This window comes from Clostridium putrefaciens, from assembly GCF_900461105.1.
Classification (GTDB): Bacteria; Bacillota; Clostridia; order Clostridiales; family Clostridiaceae; genus Clostridium_L; species Clostridium_L putrefaciens.
Window position 1 is genome coordinate 2,836,479 of the sequence record NZ_UFWZ01000001.1, and the last position, 18,264, is coordinate 2,854,742.

General features: G+C 40.8%; 6 protein-coding genes, 4 tRNA genes and 6 rRNA genes. 1 reads left to right on the forward strand and 15 read right to left on the reverse strand.

Features of this window, described 5'->3' with window-relative positions; genetic code table 11:
* The 12 genes from rrf (DY168_RS13070) to murD form a co-directional block, all read right to left on the reverse strand.
* Window positions 1-117: ribosomal RNA gene (gene rrf / locus DY168_RS13070) — 5S ribosomal RNA — on the reverse strand.
* Between the two features lie 48 nt (window positions 118-165).
* Window positions 166-3,070, reverse strand: a 23S ribosomal RNA gene (locus tag DY168_RS13075).
* 263 nt (window positions 3,071-3,333) lie between these two features.
* Window positions 3,334-3,410, reverse strand: a tRNA-Ile gene (locus tag DY168_RS13080).
* Between the two features lie 219 nt (window positions 3,411-3,629).
* Window positions 3,630-5,141, reverse strand: a 16S ribosomal RNA gene (locus DY168_RS13085).
* Together the 16S, 23S and 5S rRNA genes with 1 tRNA gene alongside form the textbook arrangement of a ribosomal RNA operon.
* 810 nt (window positions 5,142-5,951) lie before the next feature.
* Window positions 5,952-6,347 carry a transposase gene (locus DY168_RS13090; protein ID WP_147291427.1) on the reverse strand — a complete coding sequence of 132 codons (396 nt, stop codon included), beginning with the start codon at window positions 6,345-6,347 and terminating at the stop codon, window positions 5,952-5,954.
* A gap of 328 nt (window positions 6,348-6,675) precedes the next feature.
* A complete protein-coding gene (locus DY168_RS14525) occupies window positions 6,676-6,894 on the reverse strand; it encodes a hypothetical protein (RefSeq protein WP_147291428.1) in 219 nt (72 codons plus the stop codon).
* Window positions 6,895-6,979: 85 nt separating this feature from the next.
* Window positions 6,980-7,055: transfer RNA gene (locus tag DY168_RS13095), tRNA-Ala, on the reverse strand.
* Window positions 7,056-7,060: 5 nt separating this feature from the next.
* A tRNA-Ile gene (locus tag DY168_RS13100) sits at window positions 7,061-7,137 on the reverse strand.
* 8 nt (window positions 7,138-7,145) lie between these two features.
* Window positions 7,146-7,262 (reverse strand): 5S ribosomal RNA (gene rrf, locus DY168_RS13105).
* Window positions 7,263-7,310: 48 nt separating this feature from the next.
* A 23S ribosomal RNA gene (locus DY168_RS13110) occupies window positions 7,311-10,215 on the reverse strand.
* A gap of 409 nt (window positions 10,216-10,624) precedes the next feature.
* A 16S ribosomal RNA gene (locus tag DY168_RS13115) occupies window positions 10,625-12,136 on the reverse strand.
* A gap of 526 nt (window positions 12,137-12,662) precedes the next feature.
* Entirely contained in the window at window positions 12,663-14,045 is a 1,383-nt protein-coding gene (gene murD, locus DY168_RS13120; RefSeq protein ID WP_115642138.1) for a UDP-N-acetylmuramoyl-L-alanine--D-glutamate ligase, read from the reverse strand.
* Window positions 14,046-14,248: 203 nt separating this feature from the next.
* Between murD and DY168_RS13125 the strand changes: the two genes are divergently transcribed.
* The gene (locus DY168_RS13125) at window positions 14,249-14,722 is read left to right on the forward strand and encodes a methylated-DNA--[protein]-cysteine S-methyltransferase (protein WP_115642139.1); all 474 of its coding nucleotides are present in this window, start codon (window positions 14,249-14,251) and stop codon (window positions 14,720-14,722) included.
* 143 nt (window positions 14,723-14,865) lie between these two features.
* Here DY168_RS13125 and DY168_RS13130 read toward each other — a convergent pair whose 3' ends face one another.
* From DY168_RS13130 to lysS, 3 genes are all read right to left on the reverse strand, one after another.
* Window positions 14,866-16,257 (reverse strand): glycine--tRNA ligase, encoded by a 1,392-nt coding sequence (locus tag DY168_RS13130; protein ID WP_115642140.1) that lies wholly within the window; start codon window positions 16,255-16,257, stop codon window positions 14,866-14,868.
* 305 nt (window positions 16,258-16,562) lie between these two features.
* Window positions 16,563-16,637: transfer RNA gene (locus DY168_RS13135), tRNA-Asn, on the reverse strand.
* Window positions 16,638-16,754: 117 nt separating this feature from the next.
* The gene (lysS, locus tag DY168_RS13140; protein ID WP_115642141.1) at window positions 16,755-18,260 is read right to left on the reverse strand and encodes a lysine--tRNA ligase; all 1,506 of its coding nucleotides are present in this window, start codon (window positions 18,258-18,260) and stop codon (window positions 16,755-16,757) included.
* Window positions 18,261-18,264 lie beyond the last annotated feature (4 nt).

Here is an 18,264-nt window from a genome sequence, read left to right on the forward strand (position 1 = left end):
ACCCGGCGACGACTTACTCTCCCACAAGGCCTCCCTTGCAGTACCATCAGCGCTTTAGTGCTTAACCATCCTGTTCGGAATGGGAAGGGGTGTTACCACTAAGCCATAATCACCGGATCTTTGAAAGAACTTGTTCTTTCAAAACTGCATATGGTTTAAAATAATTTGGTCAAGCCCTCGACCTATTAGTATCAGTCAGCTTAATACATTACTGTACTTACACCTCTGACCTATCAACCTCGTGTTCTTCAAGGGGTCTTACTAGCTTTTGCTATGGGAAATCTAATCTTGAGGTGGGCTTCACGCTTAGATGCTTTCAGCGTTTATCCCGTCCCGACATAGCTACCCAGCAATGCCACTGGCGTGACAACTGGTACACCAGAGGTCAGTCCATCCCGGTCCTCTCGTACTAGGGACAGCTCCTCTCAAATTTCCTACGCCCGCGACGGATAGGGACCGAACTGTCTCACGACGTTCTGAACCCAGCTCGCGTGCCGCTTTAATGGGCGAACAGCCCAACCCTTGGGACCTACTTCAGCCCCAGGATGCGACGAGCCGACATCGAGGTGCCAAACCTCCCCGTCGATGTGGACTCTTGGGGGAGATCAGCCTGTTATCCCCGAGGTAGCTTTTATCCGTTGAGCGATGGCCCTCCCACGAGGTACCACCGGATCACTAAGTCCGACTTTCGTCCCTGCTCCACTTGTAGGTGTCGCAGTCAGGCTCCCTTCTGCCTTTGCACTCTTCGAACGATTTCCGACCGTTCTGAGGGAACCTTTGAGCGCCTCCGTTACTTTTTAGGAGGCGACCGCCCCAGTCAAACTGCCCACCTAACAATGTCCGGCACCCAGTTTCATGGGTATCCGTTAGAACCTCAGTACTGTCAGGGTGGTATCCCAAGGATGACTCCACTGAAGCTGACGCCCCAGTTTCTCAGTCTCCCACCTATCCTGTACAGACAATACCGAAATTCAATGCTAAGCTACAGTAAAGCTCTACGGGGTCTTTCCGTCCAATCGCGGGTAGCCAGCATCTTCACTGGCACTACAATTTCGCCGGATTTGCAGTTGAGACAGTGCCCAAGTCATTACGCCATTCGTGCGGGTCAGAACTTACCTGACAAGGAATTTCGCTACCTTAGGACCGTTATAGTTACGGCCGCCGTTTACTGGGGCTTAAGTTCATACCTTCGCTTACGCTAAGCATTCCCCTTAACCTTCCAGCACCGGGCAGGCGTCAGCCCCTATACTTCAGCTTTCGCTTTAGCAGAGACCTGTGTTTTTGCTAAACAGTTGCTTGGGCCTATTCTCTGCGGCCTACTTGCGTAGGCACCCCTTCTCCCGAAGTTACGGGGTCAATTTGCCGAGTTCCTTAACTGCAATTCTTCCGATGGTCTTAGGATTCTCTCCTCATCTACCTGTGTCGGTTTGCGGTACGGGCACTACTTTGCTCCCTAGAGGCTTTTCTTGGCAGCGTGGAATCAGATACTTCGGTCAAAATGACCTTCCCCATCACACCTCAGAATTGCCTGAACGGATTTTCCTATCCAGACTCCCTAAGTGCTTAGACTAGCATCCAATAGCTAGCACATCTTATCCTCCTGCGTCACCCCATTGGTAATAACGCTACATAGTGGTATCGGAATATCAACCGATTGTCCATCGCCTACGCCTTTCGGCCTCGGCTTAGGTCCCGACTAACCCTGGGCGGACGAACCTTCCCCAGGAAACCTTAGATTTTCGACCACTAGGATTCTCACCTAGTTCTCGCTACTTATGCCAACATTCTCACTCCTGTACCGTCCACCGCTCCTTTCGGTACGACTTCAGCCAGTACAGGACGCTCCTCTACCGCGTACATAAATGTACACCCATAGCTTCGGTGATAGATTTTAGCCCCGAACATCTTCGGCGCGGGATCTCTCGACTAGTGAGCTATTACGCACTCTTTTAATGAGTGGCTGCTTCTAAGCCAACATCCTAGTTGTCTTTGAAATCCCACATCCTTTTCCACTTAATCTATACTTTGGGACCTTAGCTGATGGTCTGGGCTGTTTCCCTTTTGACTACGGGCCTTATCACTCGCAGTCTGACTGCCGGACTAATAGTATGTGGCATTCGGAGTTTGATAGAGTTTGGTAACCTATACGGCCCCTAGCCCATTCAGTGCTCTACCTCCACTACTCACATCCGACGCTAGCCCTAAAGCTATTTCGAGGAGAACCAGCTATCTCCGGGTTCGATTGGAATTTCTCCGCTATCCACAGCTCATCCCATGGTTTTTCAACACCAATTTGGTTCGGTCCTCCACAGAATTTTACTTCTGCTTCAACCTGGCCATGGATAGGTCACCCGGTTTCGGGTCTACGACATGCAACTATTTGCCCTATTAAGACTCGGTTTCCCTTCGGCTCCGTACCTTAAGTACTTAACCTCGCTACATATCGTAACTCGTTGGCTCGTTCTACAAAAAGCACGTCATCACACACATAAGGTGCTTTGACCGGTTGTAGGCACACGGTTTCAGGTTCTATTTCACTCCCCTTCCGGGGTTCTTTTCACCTTTCCCTCACGGTACTTCTTCACTATCGGTCATCAAGTAGTATTTAGCCTTGGGAGGTGGTCCTCCCTGCTTCCCACAAGGTTTCACGTGTCTCGTGGTACTCTGGATCAGATCTTAGGCTTTATCCTTTCGTCTACGTGGCTATTACACGCTGTGGCTCAACTTTCCAGTTGTATTCGACTAAAATTACCGCCATGTTAATGATCTGTCCGCAACCCCAGAAATAAATTTCTGGTTTGGGCTCTTTCCTTTTCGCTCGCCGCTACTCGGGAAATCGAATTTTCTTTCTCTTCCTCCAGGTACTTAGATGTTTCAGTTCCCTGGGTGTACCCTTATATACCTATTTATTCAGTATACAATACATGGGGTTTACCCATGTGAGTTTCCTCATTCGGAAATCTTCGGTTCACAGCCTATTTGCGGCTACCCGAAGCTTATCGCAGCTTATCGCGTCCTTCGTCGGCTCTTGATGCCAAGGCATTCGCCATGTGCCCTTTGTAGCTTGACCTTCGTTCGTTATAACCTTCGCACTACTTCGTTAGCTGCCTCAGTCTGGTGCTCATTTACGTTAGTAAATTCCGCTCCTCCTTCGTTGCTTCCTCGTATTACTCGGTTCTAACTTCACTCAAAGAGTTTTTAAAAGTTTAATCATATTAAAATACAATTAAAACATAGTAAATAATCAATGAGTTATCATTTCAATCTTACAAAAGATTTTTCTTTTTAAAGTTTTACTTTGCTTTTAAACCATATGCAGTTTTCAAAGAACAATGGTGGGATTAAATGGACTCGAACCATCGACCTCACGCTTATCAGGCGTGCGCTCTAACCAGCTGAGCTATAATCCCATATTATTTTATATAAGAGGTGATTTAAAATTTACTCATTAAAGTCATAATATCACTCTATCCTTTCGGATCTAAGTAATTTTAATGTAAATATAATTGCATTAAATTACTTATTAAAGTGATAAAATACTCTAATCCCTCAAAATTGAACAGAAAGATAAATTCCAGCTAGTATTAAGAGTTATAGACTAGCTATAATCTTAATACAGTTCTCCATAGAAAGGAGGTGATCCAGCCGCAGGTTCTCCTACGGCTACCTTGTTACGACTTCACCCCAATCGCTGACCCTACCTTCGGCCGCTGCCTCGCTTACGCGTTAGCACACGGACTTCGGGTATTGCCAACTCTCATGGTGTGACGGGCGGTGTGTACAAGGCCCGGGAACGTATTCACCGCGACATTCTGATTCGCGATTACTAGCAACTCCGGCTTCATGTAGGCGAGTTTCAGCCTACAATCCGAACTGGGACGAGTTTTTTGAGTTTTGCTCCACCTCGCGGTATTGCGTCTCGTTGTACTCGCCATTGTAGCACGTGTGTAGCCCTAGACATAAGGGGCATGATGATTTGACGTCATCCCCACCTTCCTCCTGGTTAACCCAGGCAGTCTCGCTAGAGTGCTCAACTAAATGGTAGCAACTAACAATAAGGGTTGCGCTCGTTGCGGGACTTAACCCAACATCTCACGACACGAGCTGACGACAACCATGCACCACCTGTCTTCCTGCCCCGAAGGGCTTCCCTAATTACAGGTAATTCAGGAGATGTCAAGTCTAGGTAAGGTTCTTCGCGTTGCTTCGAATTAAACCACATGCTCCGCTGCTTGTGCGGGCCCCCGTCAATTCCTTTGAGTTTTAATCTTGCGATCGTACTCCCCAGGCGGGATACTTAGTGTGTTAACGACGGCACGGAGGATTGGTATCCCCCACACCTAGTATCCATCGTTTACGGCGTGGACTACCAGGGTATCTAATCCTGTTTGCTCCCCACGCTTTCGAGCCTCAGCGTCAGTTATGGTCCAGAAAGTCGCCTTCGCCACTGGTGTTCTTCCTAATATCTACGCATTTCACCGCTACACTAGGAATTCCACTTTCCTCTCCCACACTCTAGATACCCAGTTTGGAATGCAGCACCCGGGTTGAGCCCGGGTATTTCACATCCCACTTAAGTATCCGCCTACGCTCCCTTTACGCCCAGTAAATCCGGACAACGCTTGCCACCTACGTATTACCGCGGCTGCTGGCACGTAGTTAGCCGTGGCTTCCTCCTCGGGTACCGTCATTATCGTCCCCGAAGACAGAGCTTTACGACCCGAAGGCCTTCATCACTCACGCGGCGTTGCTGCATCAGGCTTTCGCCCATTGTGCAATATTCCCCACTGCTGCCTCCCGTAGGAGTCTGGGCCGTGTCTCAGTCCCAATGTGGCCGATCACCCTCTCAGGTCGGCTACGCATCGTGGCCTTGGTGAGCCGTTACCTCACCAACTAGCTAATGCGCCGCGGGTCCATCTCATAGCGGATTGCTCCTTTAATAACTTTATCATGCGATAATGCTATGTTATGGGGTATTAATCTTCCTTTCGGAAGGCTATCCCCCTCTATGAGGCAGGTTACCCACGTGTTACTCACCCGTCCGCCGCTAAGTTATTCCCGAAGGAATAACTTCGCTCGACTTGCATGTGTTAAGCACGCCGCCAGCGTTCGTCCTGAGCCAGGATCAAACTCTCAATTTAAAAGTATACTCCAAATCTTCGATTTGGCGTGGACTTTTACTCCTCAGCTTTGCTGAGTGAGTTTCCATTTTCAGAATATCTGAATCTAGATTCTCTAAGTAAGTTTAATCTACTCAATTACATAATTCAAAAGAATTGCTGGTCTTTGTATATCTTTTCTGTTCAATTTTCAAAGATCATAATTATATAAATTTATTATCCTTATTAACAACTTTACTTGCAAGTTGTATTCATCAAGACAACGTAGTAATTATAACATCATAAATATTTATTTATTCACACCTAACCCCCATTATACCAGTTTATATATTTATATCTCTTTATATCTACTTTATAGTTGTTTTATTATAGTTAGACACGCCAGGTACAGTTAACCTATATTCTTTATATTTTATCATATAAATAACAGATCTTTAGCATTATTTACACACCATTTATATCTTAAACCTTTTAATTTAATTATAATCTAATGCCTAATTGGATCAGCCTCTACCTCTTGTATTAACATTGTTATATATTGAAATATGATATTATAACCTAAAAACTCTACATAGCTCCCTAGTTATTTAAATATAAGTTTTCTAATTAACATCACATTTAACCTTTAAATAAAATCTAAAAATTGCTTATAATATTTACCCATTAAAAATATTCTAATGAATAATTAGATCACTTTTCTTGATTTTAATATCTACTCTTATTATTTTAAGTTAGATATATAAAACAATATCTTTTAACATAGTACTATTAATCATTGATTATAAATAGTGTTAATTAATCTATGAAAAAGTAGATTAAAAATTTTTAGTTTTAAATTACACTTTGAAAAGACATACGCATAGTTAAAATGCAAGGTACAGTATCGCGGATAAATGAGGCTTGGTATCCTAAAATTGATCTTTTAATGTCATCCATAACAAGCCAGATATATTGAGTCTTTCCTTTGACTTTAGTATAAGTTTCATCAGCAGCAAGATAATTAGTAGGTTTATAGTCATAATTATCGACATAGGGTTTAACTAAAGCGGCAGCGGTGATGGCATATCTACTAACCATGACATGATATATTTTAACACCGTTGATTTCTAAAAGAGCACGTGCGGTATGGCGTGTAGATAGTGCTAAATTAACGTTGTATGTTAGGCAAAGTCGCATTACATGAGAAGAAAGGTTTCTAAATCTTAGGCTAGTGGGACCTTTAGGCATAGAAGATAAATCAACATTAAAATAATTAGTAGTAAACTCACGGTAAATGTAATGAAGCTTGAATTTCTGCTTATCGTTCTTGTATTCTTCTAGATCTTTCAATGAAAGTTTTGCAAGGGAGTTTAGGTAGAAATCACATTTTAGAGACTTTAAAGGTATGTTTTTCGCAATGAAAATAAGTAATTGATTTATTTGTGAAAGTAATAGTTGATTATATGTAGCTAATATTCATATAATTGTACTCATAATGACACCTTCTTTTTAGGATTTTTGTTGAGTTAGATACAACAATTATATAATAAAAGAGGGGGTCATTATTTTTTTAGGTTTAAAATAGAACAAACCCTTCCAAGACAGCTAGTTTCAATACGTTATTATCATTACATCCTGTACACCTTTCTATAATATTTACATATCCCCAACCAGGTTTATTTAAAATTAAATAATACTCTTCAATCACGCTAGTTTTATAACAAATAATAAATATTAAATGTTGAGTTACATATTCTCTAATATTGTAAAAGTATCCACAATATATTAATTGCAAAATACATATCTCTCTACTTTATTAATTATTACTTAAAGTTTATTATTAACCCAAAAAAACTACAAACCTAAGTTTGTAGTTTTTTTGGTGGAGATAAAGAGACTCGAACTCTTGACCCCCTGCGTGCAAGGCAGGTGCTCTCCCAACTGAGCTATACCCCCAAATTTGGTGGACCTTCAGGGACTCGAACCCCAGACCTACCGGTTATGAGCCGGTTGCTCTAACCAACTGAGCTAAAGATCCTTGTTTTCACCCGGCGACGACTTACTCTCCCACAAGGCCTCCCTTGCAGTACCATCAGCGCTTTAGTGCTTAACCATCCTGTTCGGAATGGGAAGGGGTGTTACCACTAAGCCATAATCACCGGATCTTTGAAAGAACTTGTTCTTTCAAAACTGCATATGGTTTAAAATAATTTGGTCAAGCCCTCGACCTATTAGTATCAGTCAGCTTAATACATTACTGTACTTACACCTCTGACCTATCAACCTCGTGTTCTTCAAGGGGTCTTACTAGCTTTTGCTATGGGAAATCTAATCTTGAGGTGGGCTTCACGCTTAGATGCTTTCAGCGTTTATCCCGTCCCGACATAGCTACCCAGCAATGCCACTGGCGTGACAACTGGTACACCAGAGGTCAGTCCATCCCGGTCCTCTCGTACTAGGGACAGCTCCTCTCAAATTTCCTACGCCCGCGACGGATAGGGACCGAACTGTCTCACGACGTTCTGAACCCAGCTCGCGTGCCGCTTTAATGGGCGAACAGCCCAACCCTTGGGACCTACTTCAGCCCCAGGATGCGACGAGCCGACATCGAGGTGCCAAACCTCCCCGTCGATGTGGACTCTTGGGGGAGATCAGCCTGTTATCCCCGAGGTAGCTTTTATCCGTTGAGCGATGGCCCTCCCACGAGGTACCACCGGATCACTAAGTCCGACTTTCGTCCCTGCTCCACTTGTAGGTGTCGCAGTCAGGCTCCCTTCTGCCTTTGCACTCTTCGAACGATTTCCGACCGTTCTGAGGGAACCTTTGAGCGCCTCCGTTACTTTTTAGGAGGCGACCGCCCCAGTCAAACTGCCCACCTAACAATGTCCGGCACCCAGTTTCATGGGTATCCGTTAGAACCTCAGTACTGTCAGGGTGGTATCCCAAGGATGACTCCACTGAAGCTGACGCCCCAGTTTCTCAGTCTCCCACCTATCCTGTACAGACAATACCGAAATTCAATGCTAAGCTACAGTAAAGCTCTACGGGGTCTTTCCGTCCAATCGCGGGTAGCCAGCATCTTCACTGGCACTACAATTTCGCCGGATTTGCAGTTGAGACAGTGCCCAAGTCATTACGCCATTCGTGCGGGTCAGAACTTACCTGACAAGGAATTTCGCTACCTTAGGACCGTTATAGTTACGGCCGCCGTTTACTGGGGCTTAAGTTCATACCTTCGCTTACGCTAAGCATTCCCCTTAACCTTCCAGCACCGGGCAGGCGTCAGCCCCTATACTTCAGCTTTCGCTTTAGCAGAGACCTGTGTTTTTGCTAAACAGTTGCTTGGGCCTATTCTCTGCGGCCTACTTGCGTAGGCACCCCTTCTCCCGAAGTTACGGGGTCAATTTGCCGAGTTCCTTAACTGCAATTCTTCCGATGGTCTTAGGATTCTCTCCTCATCTACCTGTGTCGGTTTGCGGTACGGGCACTACTTTGCTCCCTAGAGGCTTTTCTTGGCAGCGTGGAATCAGATACTTCGGTCAAAATGACCTTCCCCATCACACCTCAGAATTGCCTGAACGGATTTTCCTATCCAGACTCCCTAAGTGCTTAGACTAGCATCCAATAGCTAGCACATCTTATCCTCCTGCGTCACCCCATTGGTAATAACGCTACATAGTGGTATCGGAATATCAACCGATTGTCCATCGCCTACGCCTTTCGGCCTCGGCTTAGGTCCCGACTAACCCTGGGCGGACGAACCTTCCCCAGGAAACCTTAGATTTTCGACCACTAGGATTCTCACCTAGTTCTCGCTACTTATGCCAACATTCTCACTCCTGTACCGTCCACCGCTCCTTTCGGTACGACTTCAGCCAGTACAGGACGCTCCTCTACCGCGTACATAAATGTACACCCATAGCTTCGGTGATAGATTTTAGCCCCGAACATCTTCGGCGCGGGATCTCTCGACTAGTGAGCTATTACGCACTCTTTTAATGAGTGGCTGCTTCTAAGCCAACATCCTAGTTGTCTTTGAAATCCCACATCCTTTTCCACTTAATCTATACTTTGGGACCTTAGCTGATGGTCTGGGCTGTTTCCCTTTTGACTACGGGCCTTATCACTCGCAGTCTGACTGCCGGACTAATAGTATGTGGCATTCGGAGTTTGATAGAGTTTGGTAACCTATACGGCCCCTAGCCCATTCAGTGCTCTACCTCCACTACTCACATCCGACGCTAGCCCTAAAGCTATTTCGAGGAGAACCAGCTATCTCCGGGTTCGATTGGAATTTCTCCGCTATCCACAGCTCATCCCATGGTTTTTCAACACCAATTTGGTTCGGTCCTCCACAGAATTTTACTTCTGCTTCAACCTGGCCATGGATAGGTCACCCGGTTTCGGGTCTACGACATGCAACTATTTGCCCTATTAAGACTCGGTTTCCCTTCGGCTCCGTACCTTAAGTACTTAACCTCGCTACATATCGTAACTCGTTGGCTCGTTCTACAAAAAGCACGTCATCACACACATAAGGTGCTTTGACCGGTTGTAGGCACACGGTTTCAGGTTCTATTTCACTCCCCTTCCGGGGTTCTTTTCACCTTTCCCTCACGGTACTTCTTCACTATCGGTCATCAAGTAGTATTTAGCCTTGGGAGGTGGTCCTCCCTGCTTCCCACAAGGTTTCACGTGTCTCGTGGTACTCTGGATCAGATCTTAGGCTTTATCCCTTCGTCTACGTGGCTATTACACGCTGTGGCTCAACTTTCCAGTTGTATTCGACTAAAATTACCGCCATGTTAATGATCTGTCCGCAACCCCAGAAATAAATTTCTGGTTTGGGCTCTTTCCTTTTCGCTCGCCGCTACTCGGGAAATCGAATTTTCTTTCTCTTCCTCCAGGTACTTAGATGTTTCAGTTCCCTGGGTGTACCCTTATATACCTATTTATTCAGTATACAATACATGGGGTTTACCCATGTGAGTTTCCTCATTCGGAAATCTTCGGTTCACAGCCTATTTGCGGCTACCCGAAGCTTATCGCAGCTTATCGCGTCCTTCGTCGGCTCTTGATGCCAAGGCATTCGCCATGTGCCCTTTGTAGCTTGACCTTCGTTCGTTATAACCTTCGCACTACTTCGTTAGCTGCCTCAGTCTGGTGCTCATTTACGTTAGTAAATTCCGCTCCTCCTTCGTTGCTTCCTCGTATTACTCAGTTCTAACTTCACTCAGAGAGTTTTTAAAAGTTTAATCATATTAAAATACAATTAAAGCTTAGTAAATAATCAATGAGTTATCATTTCAATCTTACAAAAGATTTTTCTTTTTAAAGTTTTACTTTGCTTTTAAACCATATGCAGTTTTCAAAGAACAAAAGCGGACATCCAAAATCTACGATTTTGAGATGGTCGGCTATTTTTCATGAAAGATACTTGATCTTTCAAAATTGAACAGAAAGATAAATTCCAGCTAGTATTAAGAGTTATAGACTAGCTATAATCTTAATACAGTTCTCCATAGAAAGGAGGTGATCCAGCCGCAGGTTCTCCTACGGCTACCTTGTTACGACTTCACCCCAATCGCTGACCCTACCTTCGGCCGCTGCCTCGCTTACGCGTTAGCACACGGACTTCGGGTATTGCCAACTCTCATGGTGTGACGGGCGGTGTGTACAAGGCCCGGGAACGTATTCACCGCGACATTCTGATTCGCGATTACTAGCAACTCCGGCTTCATGTAGGCGAGTTTCAGCCTACAATCCGAACTGGGACGAGTTTTTTGAGTTTTGCTCCACCTCGCGGTATTGCGTCTCGTTGTACTCGCCATTGTAGCACGTGTGTAGCCCTAGACATAAGGGGCATGATGATTTGACGTCATCCCCACCTTCCTCCTGGTTAACCCAGGCAGTCTCGCTAGAGTGCTCAACTAAATGGTAGCAACTAACAATAAGGGTTGCGCTCGTTGCGGGACTTAACCCAACATCTCACGACACGAGCTGACGACAACCATGCACCACCTGTCTTCCTGCCCCGAAGGGCTTCCCTAATTACAGGTAATTCAGGAGATGTCAAGTCTAGGTAAGGTTCTTCGCGTTGCTTCGAATTAAACCACATGCTCCGCTGCTTGTGCGGGCCCCCGTCAATTCCTTTGAGTTTTAATCTTGCGATCGTACTCCCCAGGCGGGATACTTAGTGTGTTAACGACGGCACGGAGGATTGGTATCCCCCACACCTAGTATCCATCGTTTACGGCGTGGACTACCAGGGTATCTAATCCTGTTTGCTCCCCACGCTTTCGAGCCTCAGCGTCAGTTATGGTCCAGAAAGTCGCCTTCGCCACTGGTGTTCTTCCTAATATCTACGCATTTCACCGCTACACTAGGAATTCCACTTTCCTCTCCCACACTCTAGATACCCAGTTTGGAATGCAGCACCCGGGTTGAGCCCGGGTATTTCACATCCCACTTAAGTATCCGCCTACGCTCCCTTTACGCCCAGTAAATCCGGACAACGCTTGCCACCTACGTATTACCGCGGCTGCTGGCACGTAGTTAGCCGTGGCTTCCTCCTCGGGTACCGTCATTATCGTCCCCGAAGACAGAGCTTTACGACCCGAAGGCCTTCATCACTCACGCGGCGTTGCTGCATCAGGCTTTCGCCCATTGTGCAATATTCCCCACTGCTGCCTCCCGTAGGAGTCTGGGCCGTGTCTCAGTCCCAATGTGGCCGATCACCCTCTCAGGTCGGCTACGCATCGTGGCCTTGGTGAGCCGTTACCTCACCAACTAGCTAATGCGCCGCGGGTCCATCTCATAGCGGATTACTCCTTTAATAACTTTATCATGCGATAATGCTATGTTATGGGGTATTAATCTTCCTTTCGGAAGGCTATCCCCCTCTATGAGGCAGGTTACCCACGTGTTACTCACCCGTCCGCCGCTAAGTTATTCCCGAAGGAATAACTTCGCTCGACTTGCATGTGTTAAGCACGCCGCCAGCGTTCGTCCTGAGCCAGGATCAAACTCTCAATTTAAAAGTATACTCCAAATCTTCGATTTGGCGTAGGCTTTTACCCCTCAGCTTTGCTGAGTGAGTTTCCATTTTCAGAATATCTGAATCTAGATTCTCTAAGTAAGTTTAATCTACTCAATTACATAATTCAAAAGAATTGCTGGTCTTTGTATATCTTTTCTGTTCAATTTTCAAAGATCATGTACTTCTTTGTCGAAGTACTTTGTAAGTATATCATCTGTTTTCTTAGTTGTCAACAAGTTTTTTTAGAAACTTTAATTTCTTTATACATTGTAGTCAACTTTTAATGAATCTTGTGCGGCTCTCTCGAGTGCTCATTTATAATAACATTATATTATCTTGTTGCAATAGTTATTATAGTCTATTTAAACTTATTATATCACCATTACTCCTATTCACTAATTATATCTAGATATATCTTAAGCGGATACACTAGGAAGTGTTTGTTTTAAATATATACCCATATGTTCTTTTATAACAAAAATCACTCCCTTAATATATCCCTATCTATTGTATTAACTTTAATATTACTTTAAATCATTAACTAACTCCTTAAACTTATTTCCTCTAACCTCAAAGTTCTTAAACATATCAAAACTTGCACAAGCTGGAGATAACACGACATTGTCTTCATTACCAGATATTAATTGAGCCTTTGTAACAGCCTCTTCTAATGAATCAACTTCGTATAAAGGTATATCTATACCTTTATCCTTTTTTAACTCTTCAAATACCACCTTTATCTTTTCTTTTGTATTTCCAAGTAAAATAATTGATTTTATATTTTTGTAACCTTCCTTTGCTAAAGGCTCAAAAGGTATGGATTTATCATATCCCCCTGCAATTAATATAACAGGCTTTTCAAAAACAGATATAGTTGCAAGGGTTCTAGTAGGACTTGATCCTATAGAATCATTATAATATCTTACCCCATTAACTTCCCTTACAAATTCATTTCTATGAGGAACACCCTTAAAGTTACTAAATACCTTTGCTATATTATCTTTGCTAACCTCATGCTCTACAGCTAAAAATGCTGCCATGTAATTTTCTATATTATGAATACCTTTAACAGCCATGTTCTTTGCTTCGCATATAACCTCATCTTTTAAATATAAAAACCCATCTTTATAATAGGCTCCGTTGCTTAATAACCTTTTGCTACTAAAAAATTCCACCCTTCCCTTAGCTTCATCTTTCATTTCATAAGTAATACTATTTTCTCTATTTAATATTAGCAACCCTTGTTTATCTTGATTTAAAAATACATTTTTCTTAGATTCTATATATTCCTCCATTCCTTTATGCATATCTAAATGATTTGGCGTGATATTTGTTACAATTGAAACTTCTGGACAAACATCCATAGTCATTAATTGAAAGCTAGATAATTCTATTACAACTCTATCTTCTGGTTTTATCTTTTTTATATCTGAAAATAAAGGTTTACCTATATTACCACCCACCCAGGTCTTATAGCCTTGTTCCTTTAAAAGATTATATATGATAGTAGTAGTAGTAGTCTTTCCATCACTACCTGTTACTCCATATATCTTCGCTGGGCAATATCTTACAAACTCTTCCATCTCAGATGTTATATATGAACCTTCACTTTTAGCTCTAAGAAGCTCCTTACTATCTATTCTCATAGAAGGTGTTTTAAATATAACTTCAAAGTTAGAAAGATTATCTAAGTAACCTTTTCCCAACACAAAGTTTACAGATTTCTCTTTTAAATCTTTAACTATATCCCCAAGTTCAGATTCTGTTTTTTTATCAAAGGCTGTCACTTTAGCTCCCATCCCTACAAGAAAGCTTATAAGCGGTATATTACTTACCCCTACACCAACTACTGCAACTCTTTTATCCTTTATATATTCCTCAAACTCTTTAAATCCTTTATTAGACATACTCTACCTCCAATTTAATAATGAATCATTTATTTTACATAATAAACCTCATATTTTAAACTATTACACTATGCTAACATTTGTGTTTAAAATAATTCTATCATATTAATTAAAATAAGTTAAGAATTTGTACTTTATATAATGGTAAATGCTTTTAATTTCTAATAATATATATATAACTAATATATAAAGGTGGGGTAATTATGGATAAAGAATTTAAAGGGTATTATCAATCTCCAATTGGAATAATAGAAATATTAGCTAAGAATAAAGGCATATTTTCAATTAACTTTGTCGATAACTTAAGTACTCCTATAACTAATGATTTAATTTTAAATTGTACCACTCAACTTGATAATTATTTTAAAGGACTTAGAAAAGACTTTGATATAGATATGTTTTATAATAAAGGTACCAATTTCCAAATAAAGGTTTGGGATGCCTTAAAAACCATACCTTATGGATCCACTTGTAGCTATAAAGAAATAGCATATAAAATTAAAAATGAGAAAGCTGTTAGAGCTGTAGGTGGGGCTAATAATAAAAATAACCTTGCTATTATAATTCCCTGCCATAGAGTTATAGGTATCAATGGTAATCTTATAGGATATAACGGTGGGCTATGGAAAAAGGAATGGCTTTTAAATCACGAAGCTAAATTCAAAGATTTATTATAATTTATTAAGTAAAGACTCCTTAAGTTAAATACAAAACTACTTAGTTAACAATGATTTATAAAGTGTAATAAAATAAAAGGCAAGTAAAGTTATAAAAATAACCTACTTGCCTTTTAACCCTACTATATTAATTTAATTATAAATTAAAACTTCATCTTTAACTTTATAAATTCTGATAGTTCATCTATATTCATTCTTATCTGTTTCATTGTATCTCTATCTCTTATAGTAACAGTGTCATCTTCAAGAGTTTGGAAGTCTACTGTAATGCAGTATGGTGTTCCAATTTCATCTTCTCTTCTGTATCTCTTACCTATACTTCCAGCTTCATCATAATCCACATTAAATTCTTCTCTCAATTTAGAATAAACTTCTGTAGACTTTTCAGAAAGCTTTTTACTAAGAGGTAGCACTGCTGCTTTAAAAGGTGCTAAAGCTGGATGCAAGTGTAATACCGTTCTTACATCTCCACCTTCTAATTCCTCTTCTTCATAAGCCTCAGAAAGAAATGCTAATACAACTCTATCCGCTCCTAAGGAAGGCTCTATACAGTAAGGCACATATTTTTCATTTGTAGTAGGATCTAGATAACTCATATCTTCCCCTGAACTATCTGCATGTTTTTTCAAGTCATAATCTGTCCTATCTGCTATACCCCAAAGTTCACCCCATCCAAATGGAAACAGGTATTCTATATCTGATGTAGCTTTACTATAAAATGAAAGTTCCTCTTTAGCATGATCTCTCATTCTTAAATTATCTTTTCCCATTCCTAAATTTAGCAGGAAGTTCCAACAATAATCTCTCCAGTATTCAAACCATTCTAAATCAGTTCCTGGTTTACAGAAAAATTCTAATTCCATTTGTTCAAACTCCCTAGTTCTAAAAGTAAAGTTACCAGGTGTTATCTCATTTCTGAAGGACTTACCTATTTGACCTATTCCAAATGGTATCTTTTTTCTTGAGGTTCTTTGTACATTTTTAAAGTTAACAAATATACCTTGAGCTGTTTCTGGTCTTAAATATATTTCTGATTTAGCATCTTCTGTTACCCCTTGAAAAGTTTTAAACATAAGATTAAACTTTCTTATATCTGTAAAGTTTTTCTTTTCACACTTTGGACAGTGTATATCATTACTATCGATATACTCTTTTAACTCTATGTTACTCCACCCATCAGCTGAAGCTACCTCTGCTCCGTTTTCTGTCATATGATCTTCAACTAATTTATCTGCTCTAAATCTTGATTTGCACTCTTTACAATCCATAAGAGGATCAGAAAACCCGCCAATATGTCCTGAAGCAATCCAAACTTCGTTGTTCATAAGTATTGCACAGTCCACCCCAACGTTATAAGGGTTTCCTTGTACAAACTTTTGCCACCAAGCCTTTTTAACATTATTTTTAAGTTCTACGCCTAAAGGGCCATAATCCCAAGAGTTAGCAAGCCCTCCATATATCTCTGATCCTGGGTATACAAATCCTCTTCCCTTACAAAGTCCTACAACTTTATCCATTGTCTTTTCAAACGTCATATCAGTTACCTCCTACTTATTATTAAAAATGGGTAATAAAAAAAGCCTTACCTAAAAGGGACGAAATATCTTCCGCGGTTCCACCCTTATTGGCAATAGCCCTACTCTTAAATGTAGCATCACTCAAAAGTCCCCTTCACTTTAGTACAATAATGGTTTGCACTCTATACCATCTCTCTAAAAAGTATCTAAAGTTACTATTCTTTGTCATTGTGAAATTATATTAAGTTATTAATGATAATAATTTCATACCATTATCTATCTTTAAAGACCCTTAGTATTATATAGTTAAAATTATAAAAAAATGGCTCCGCGAAGAGGATTCGAACCTCCAACCTATCGGTTAACAGCCGAGTGCTCCACCGTTGAGCTATCGCGGAATATCATTACAATATTATTATATCAATTTATTTTCAAAATGCAACATCTTTTTAAAACTTTTTGTAAAAAAACAAGTTCTAAAAGTTATTTACATTCAGAACTTGTTTTATGTGTTTTTAGTTTTGTGGTTTCATTGTTGGAAATAATATAACGTCTCTTATAGAATGTGAATCTGTAAGGAACATTACTATCCTATCTATTCCTATTCCAAGTCCACCTGTAGGAGGCATTCCTGTCTCTAATGCACTCATAAACTCTTCATCTATTACGTAAGCCTCATCATCACCAAGCTCTCTTTCCTTAGCTTGTTGATTAAATCTTTCTCTTTGAACTATAGGATCATTTAATTCTGAGTAAGCATTACATATTTCTCTTCCATATATAAACCCTTCAAATCTTTCTGTATATTCTGCATTTCCTCTCTTTTTCTTAGTAAGAGGTGAGATTTCTACAGGGTAATCACACACAAAGGTTGGTTGTATCAACTTACTTTCTGCATATTCTTCAAATAAAGCATTTAATACATCTGCTTTAGTACAATCTTCTATTTCTTTTTTGAATTGTAAATGTTTTTCTTTAGCTATTGCTATTGCTTCTTCATTTGTTTTAATTTCGTTAAAGTCTATATTTGCATATTCCTTAACTAAATCTACCATAGTAGCTCTTCTCCATGGTGGAGTAAGGTTTATTTCTGTACCTTCGTAATTAACTACAGTTTTCCCATGAACCTTCTCACATGCATAAGCAACAAGGTTTTCTGTAAGCTCCATAATATCATTATAATCTGAATAAGCTTCATATAATTCTATCATTGTAAATTCTGGGTTATGTCTTACATCAATTCCTTCATTTCTGAAGTTTTTACCCATATCATAAACTTTTTCAAATCCTGCCACTATGCATCTTTTCAAATATAGCTCTGTTGCTATTCTAAGATACATATCCATATCTAAGGCATTATGATGAGTTGAAAATGGTCTTGCAGCTGCTCCACCAGCAATAGGAGATAGTATAGGTGTTTCCACTTCTAAGAATCCTCTATTATCCAAAAACTCTCTTATAGACTTTATTATTTTAGATCTCATAATAAATGTTTCTTTTACTTTTGGATTTGTTATTATATCAACTTCTCTTTGTCTATATCTTAAGTCTGGATCTTTTAAACCATGCCACTTTTCTGGTAGTGGCTTTAAGGATTTACAAATTAGCTGATACTCTGTAACTTTAACGCTTATTTCTTCTGTTCTTGTTTTGAAAACCTCACCAGTTACACTTATTAAATCTCCAAGGTCTAAAGATTTAAACTCTTTATGTTTCTCCTCACCTAATATATCTATTTTAATGAACAACTGAATTCTTCCATCTTTATCATGAATATCTGCAAAACCAGCCTTACCTTGAACTCTTTTGGACATAAGTCTACCCGCAAGCTTTACTTCTTTACCTTCTAAAGTATCATAGTTGTCCTTAATTTGTAAGGAGGTATGGGTTCTTTCAACCTTATAAACATCAAATGGATCCTTCCCATTTGATTGTAATTCTAATAGTTTTTCTCTTCTTAGTGCTTCTTGCTCACTATAATTTTCTTCTAGTTCATTAATATTAATTTCTTCATTTGCCATTGGA

Bases quoted from the DNA above. Each gene is read 5' to 3' on its own strand.
- lysS (WP_115642141.1), bottom strand. From the start codon at position 18,260: ATGGCAAATGAAGAAATTAATATTAATGAACTAGAAGAAAATTATAGT.
- DY168_RS13125 (WP_115642139.1), top strand. From the start codon at position 14,249: ATGGATAAAGAATTTAAAGGGTATTATCAATCTCCAATTGGAATAATA.
- murD (WP_115642138.1), bottom strand. From the start codon at position 14,045: ATGTCTAATAAAGGATTTAAAGAGTTTGAGGAATATATAAAGGATAAA.
- DY168_RS13090 (WP_147291427.1), bottom strand. From the start codon at position 6,347: ATGCCTAAAGGTCCCACTAGCCTAAGATTTAGAAACCTTTCTTCTCAT.
- DY168_RS13130 (WP_115642140.1), bottom strand. From the start codon at position 16,257: ATGACGTTTGAAAAGACAATGGATAAAGTTGTAGGACTTTGTAAGGGA.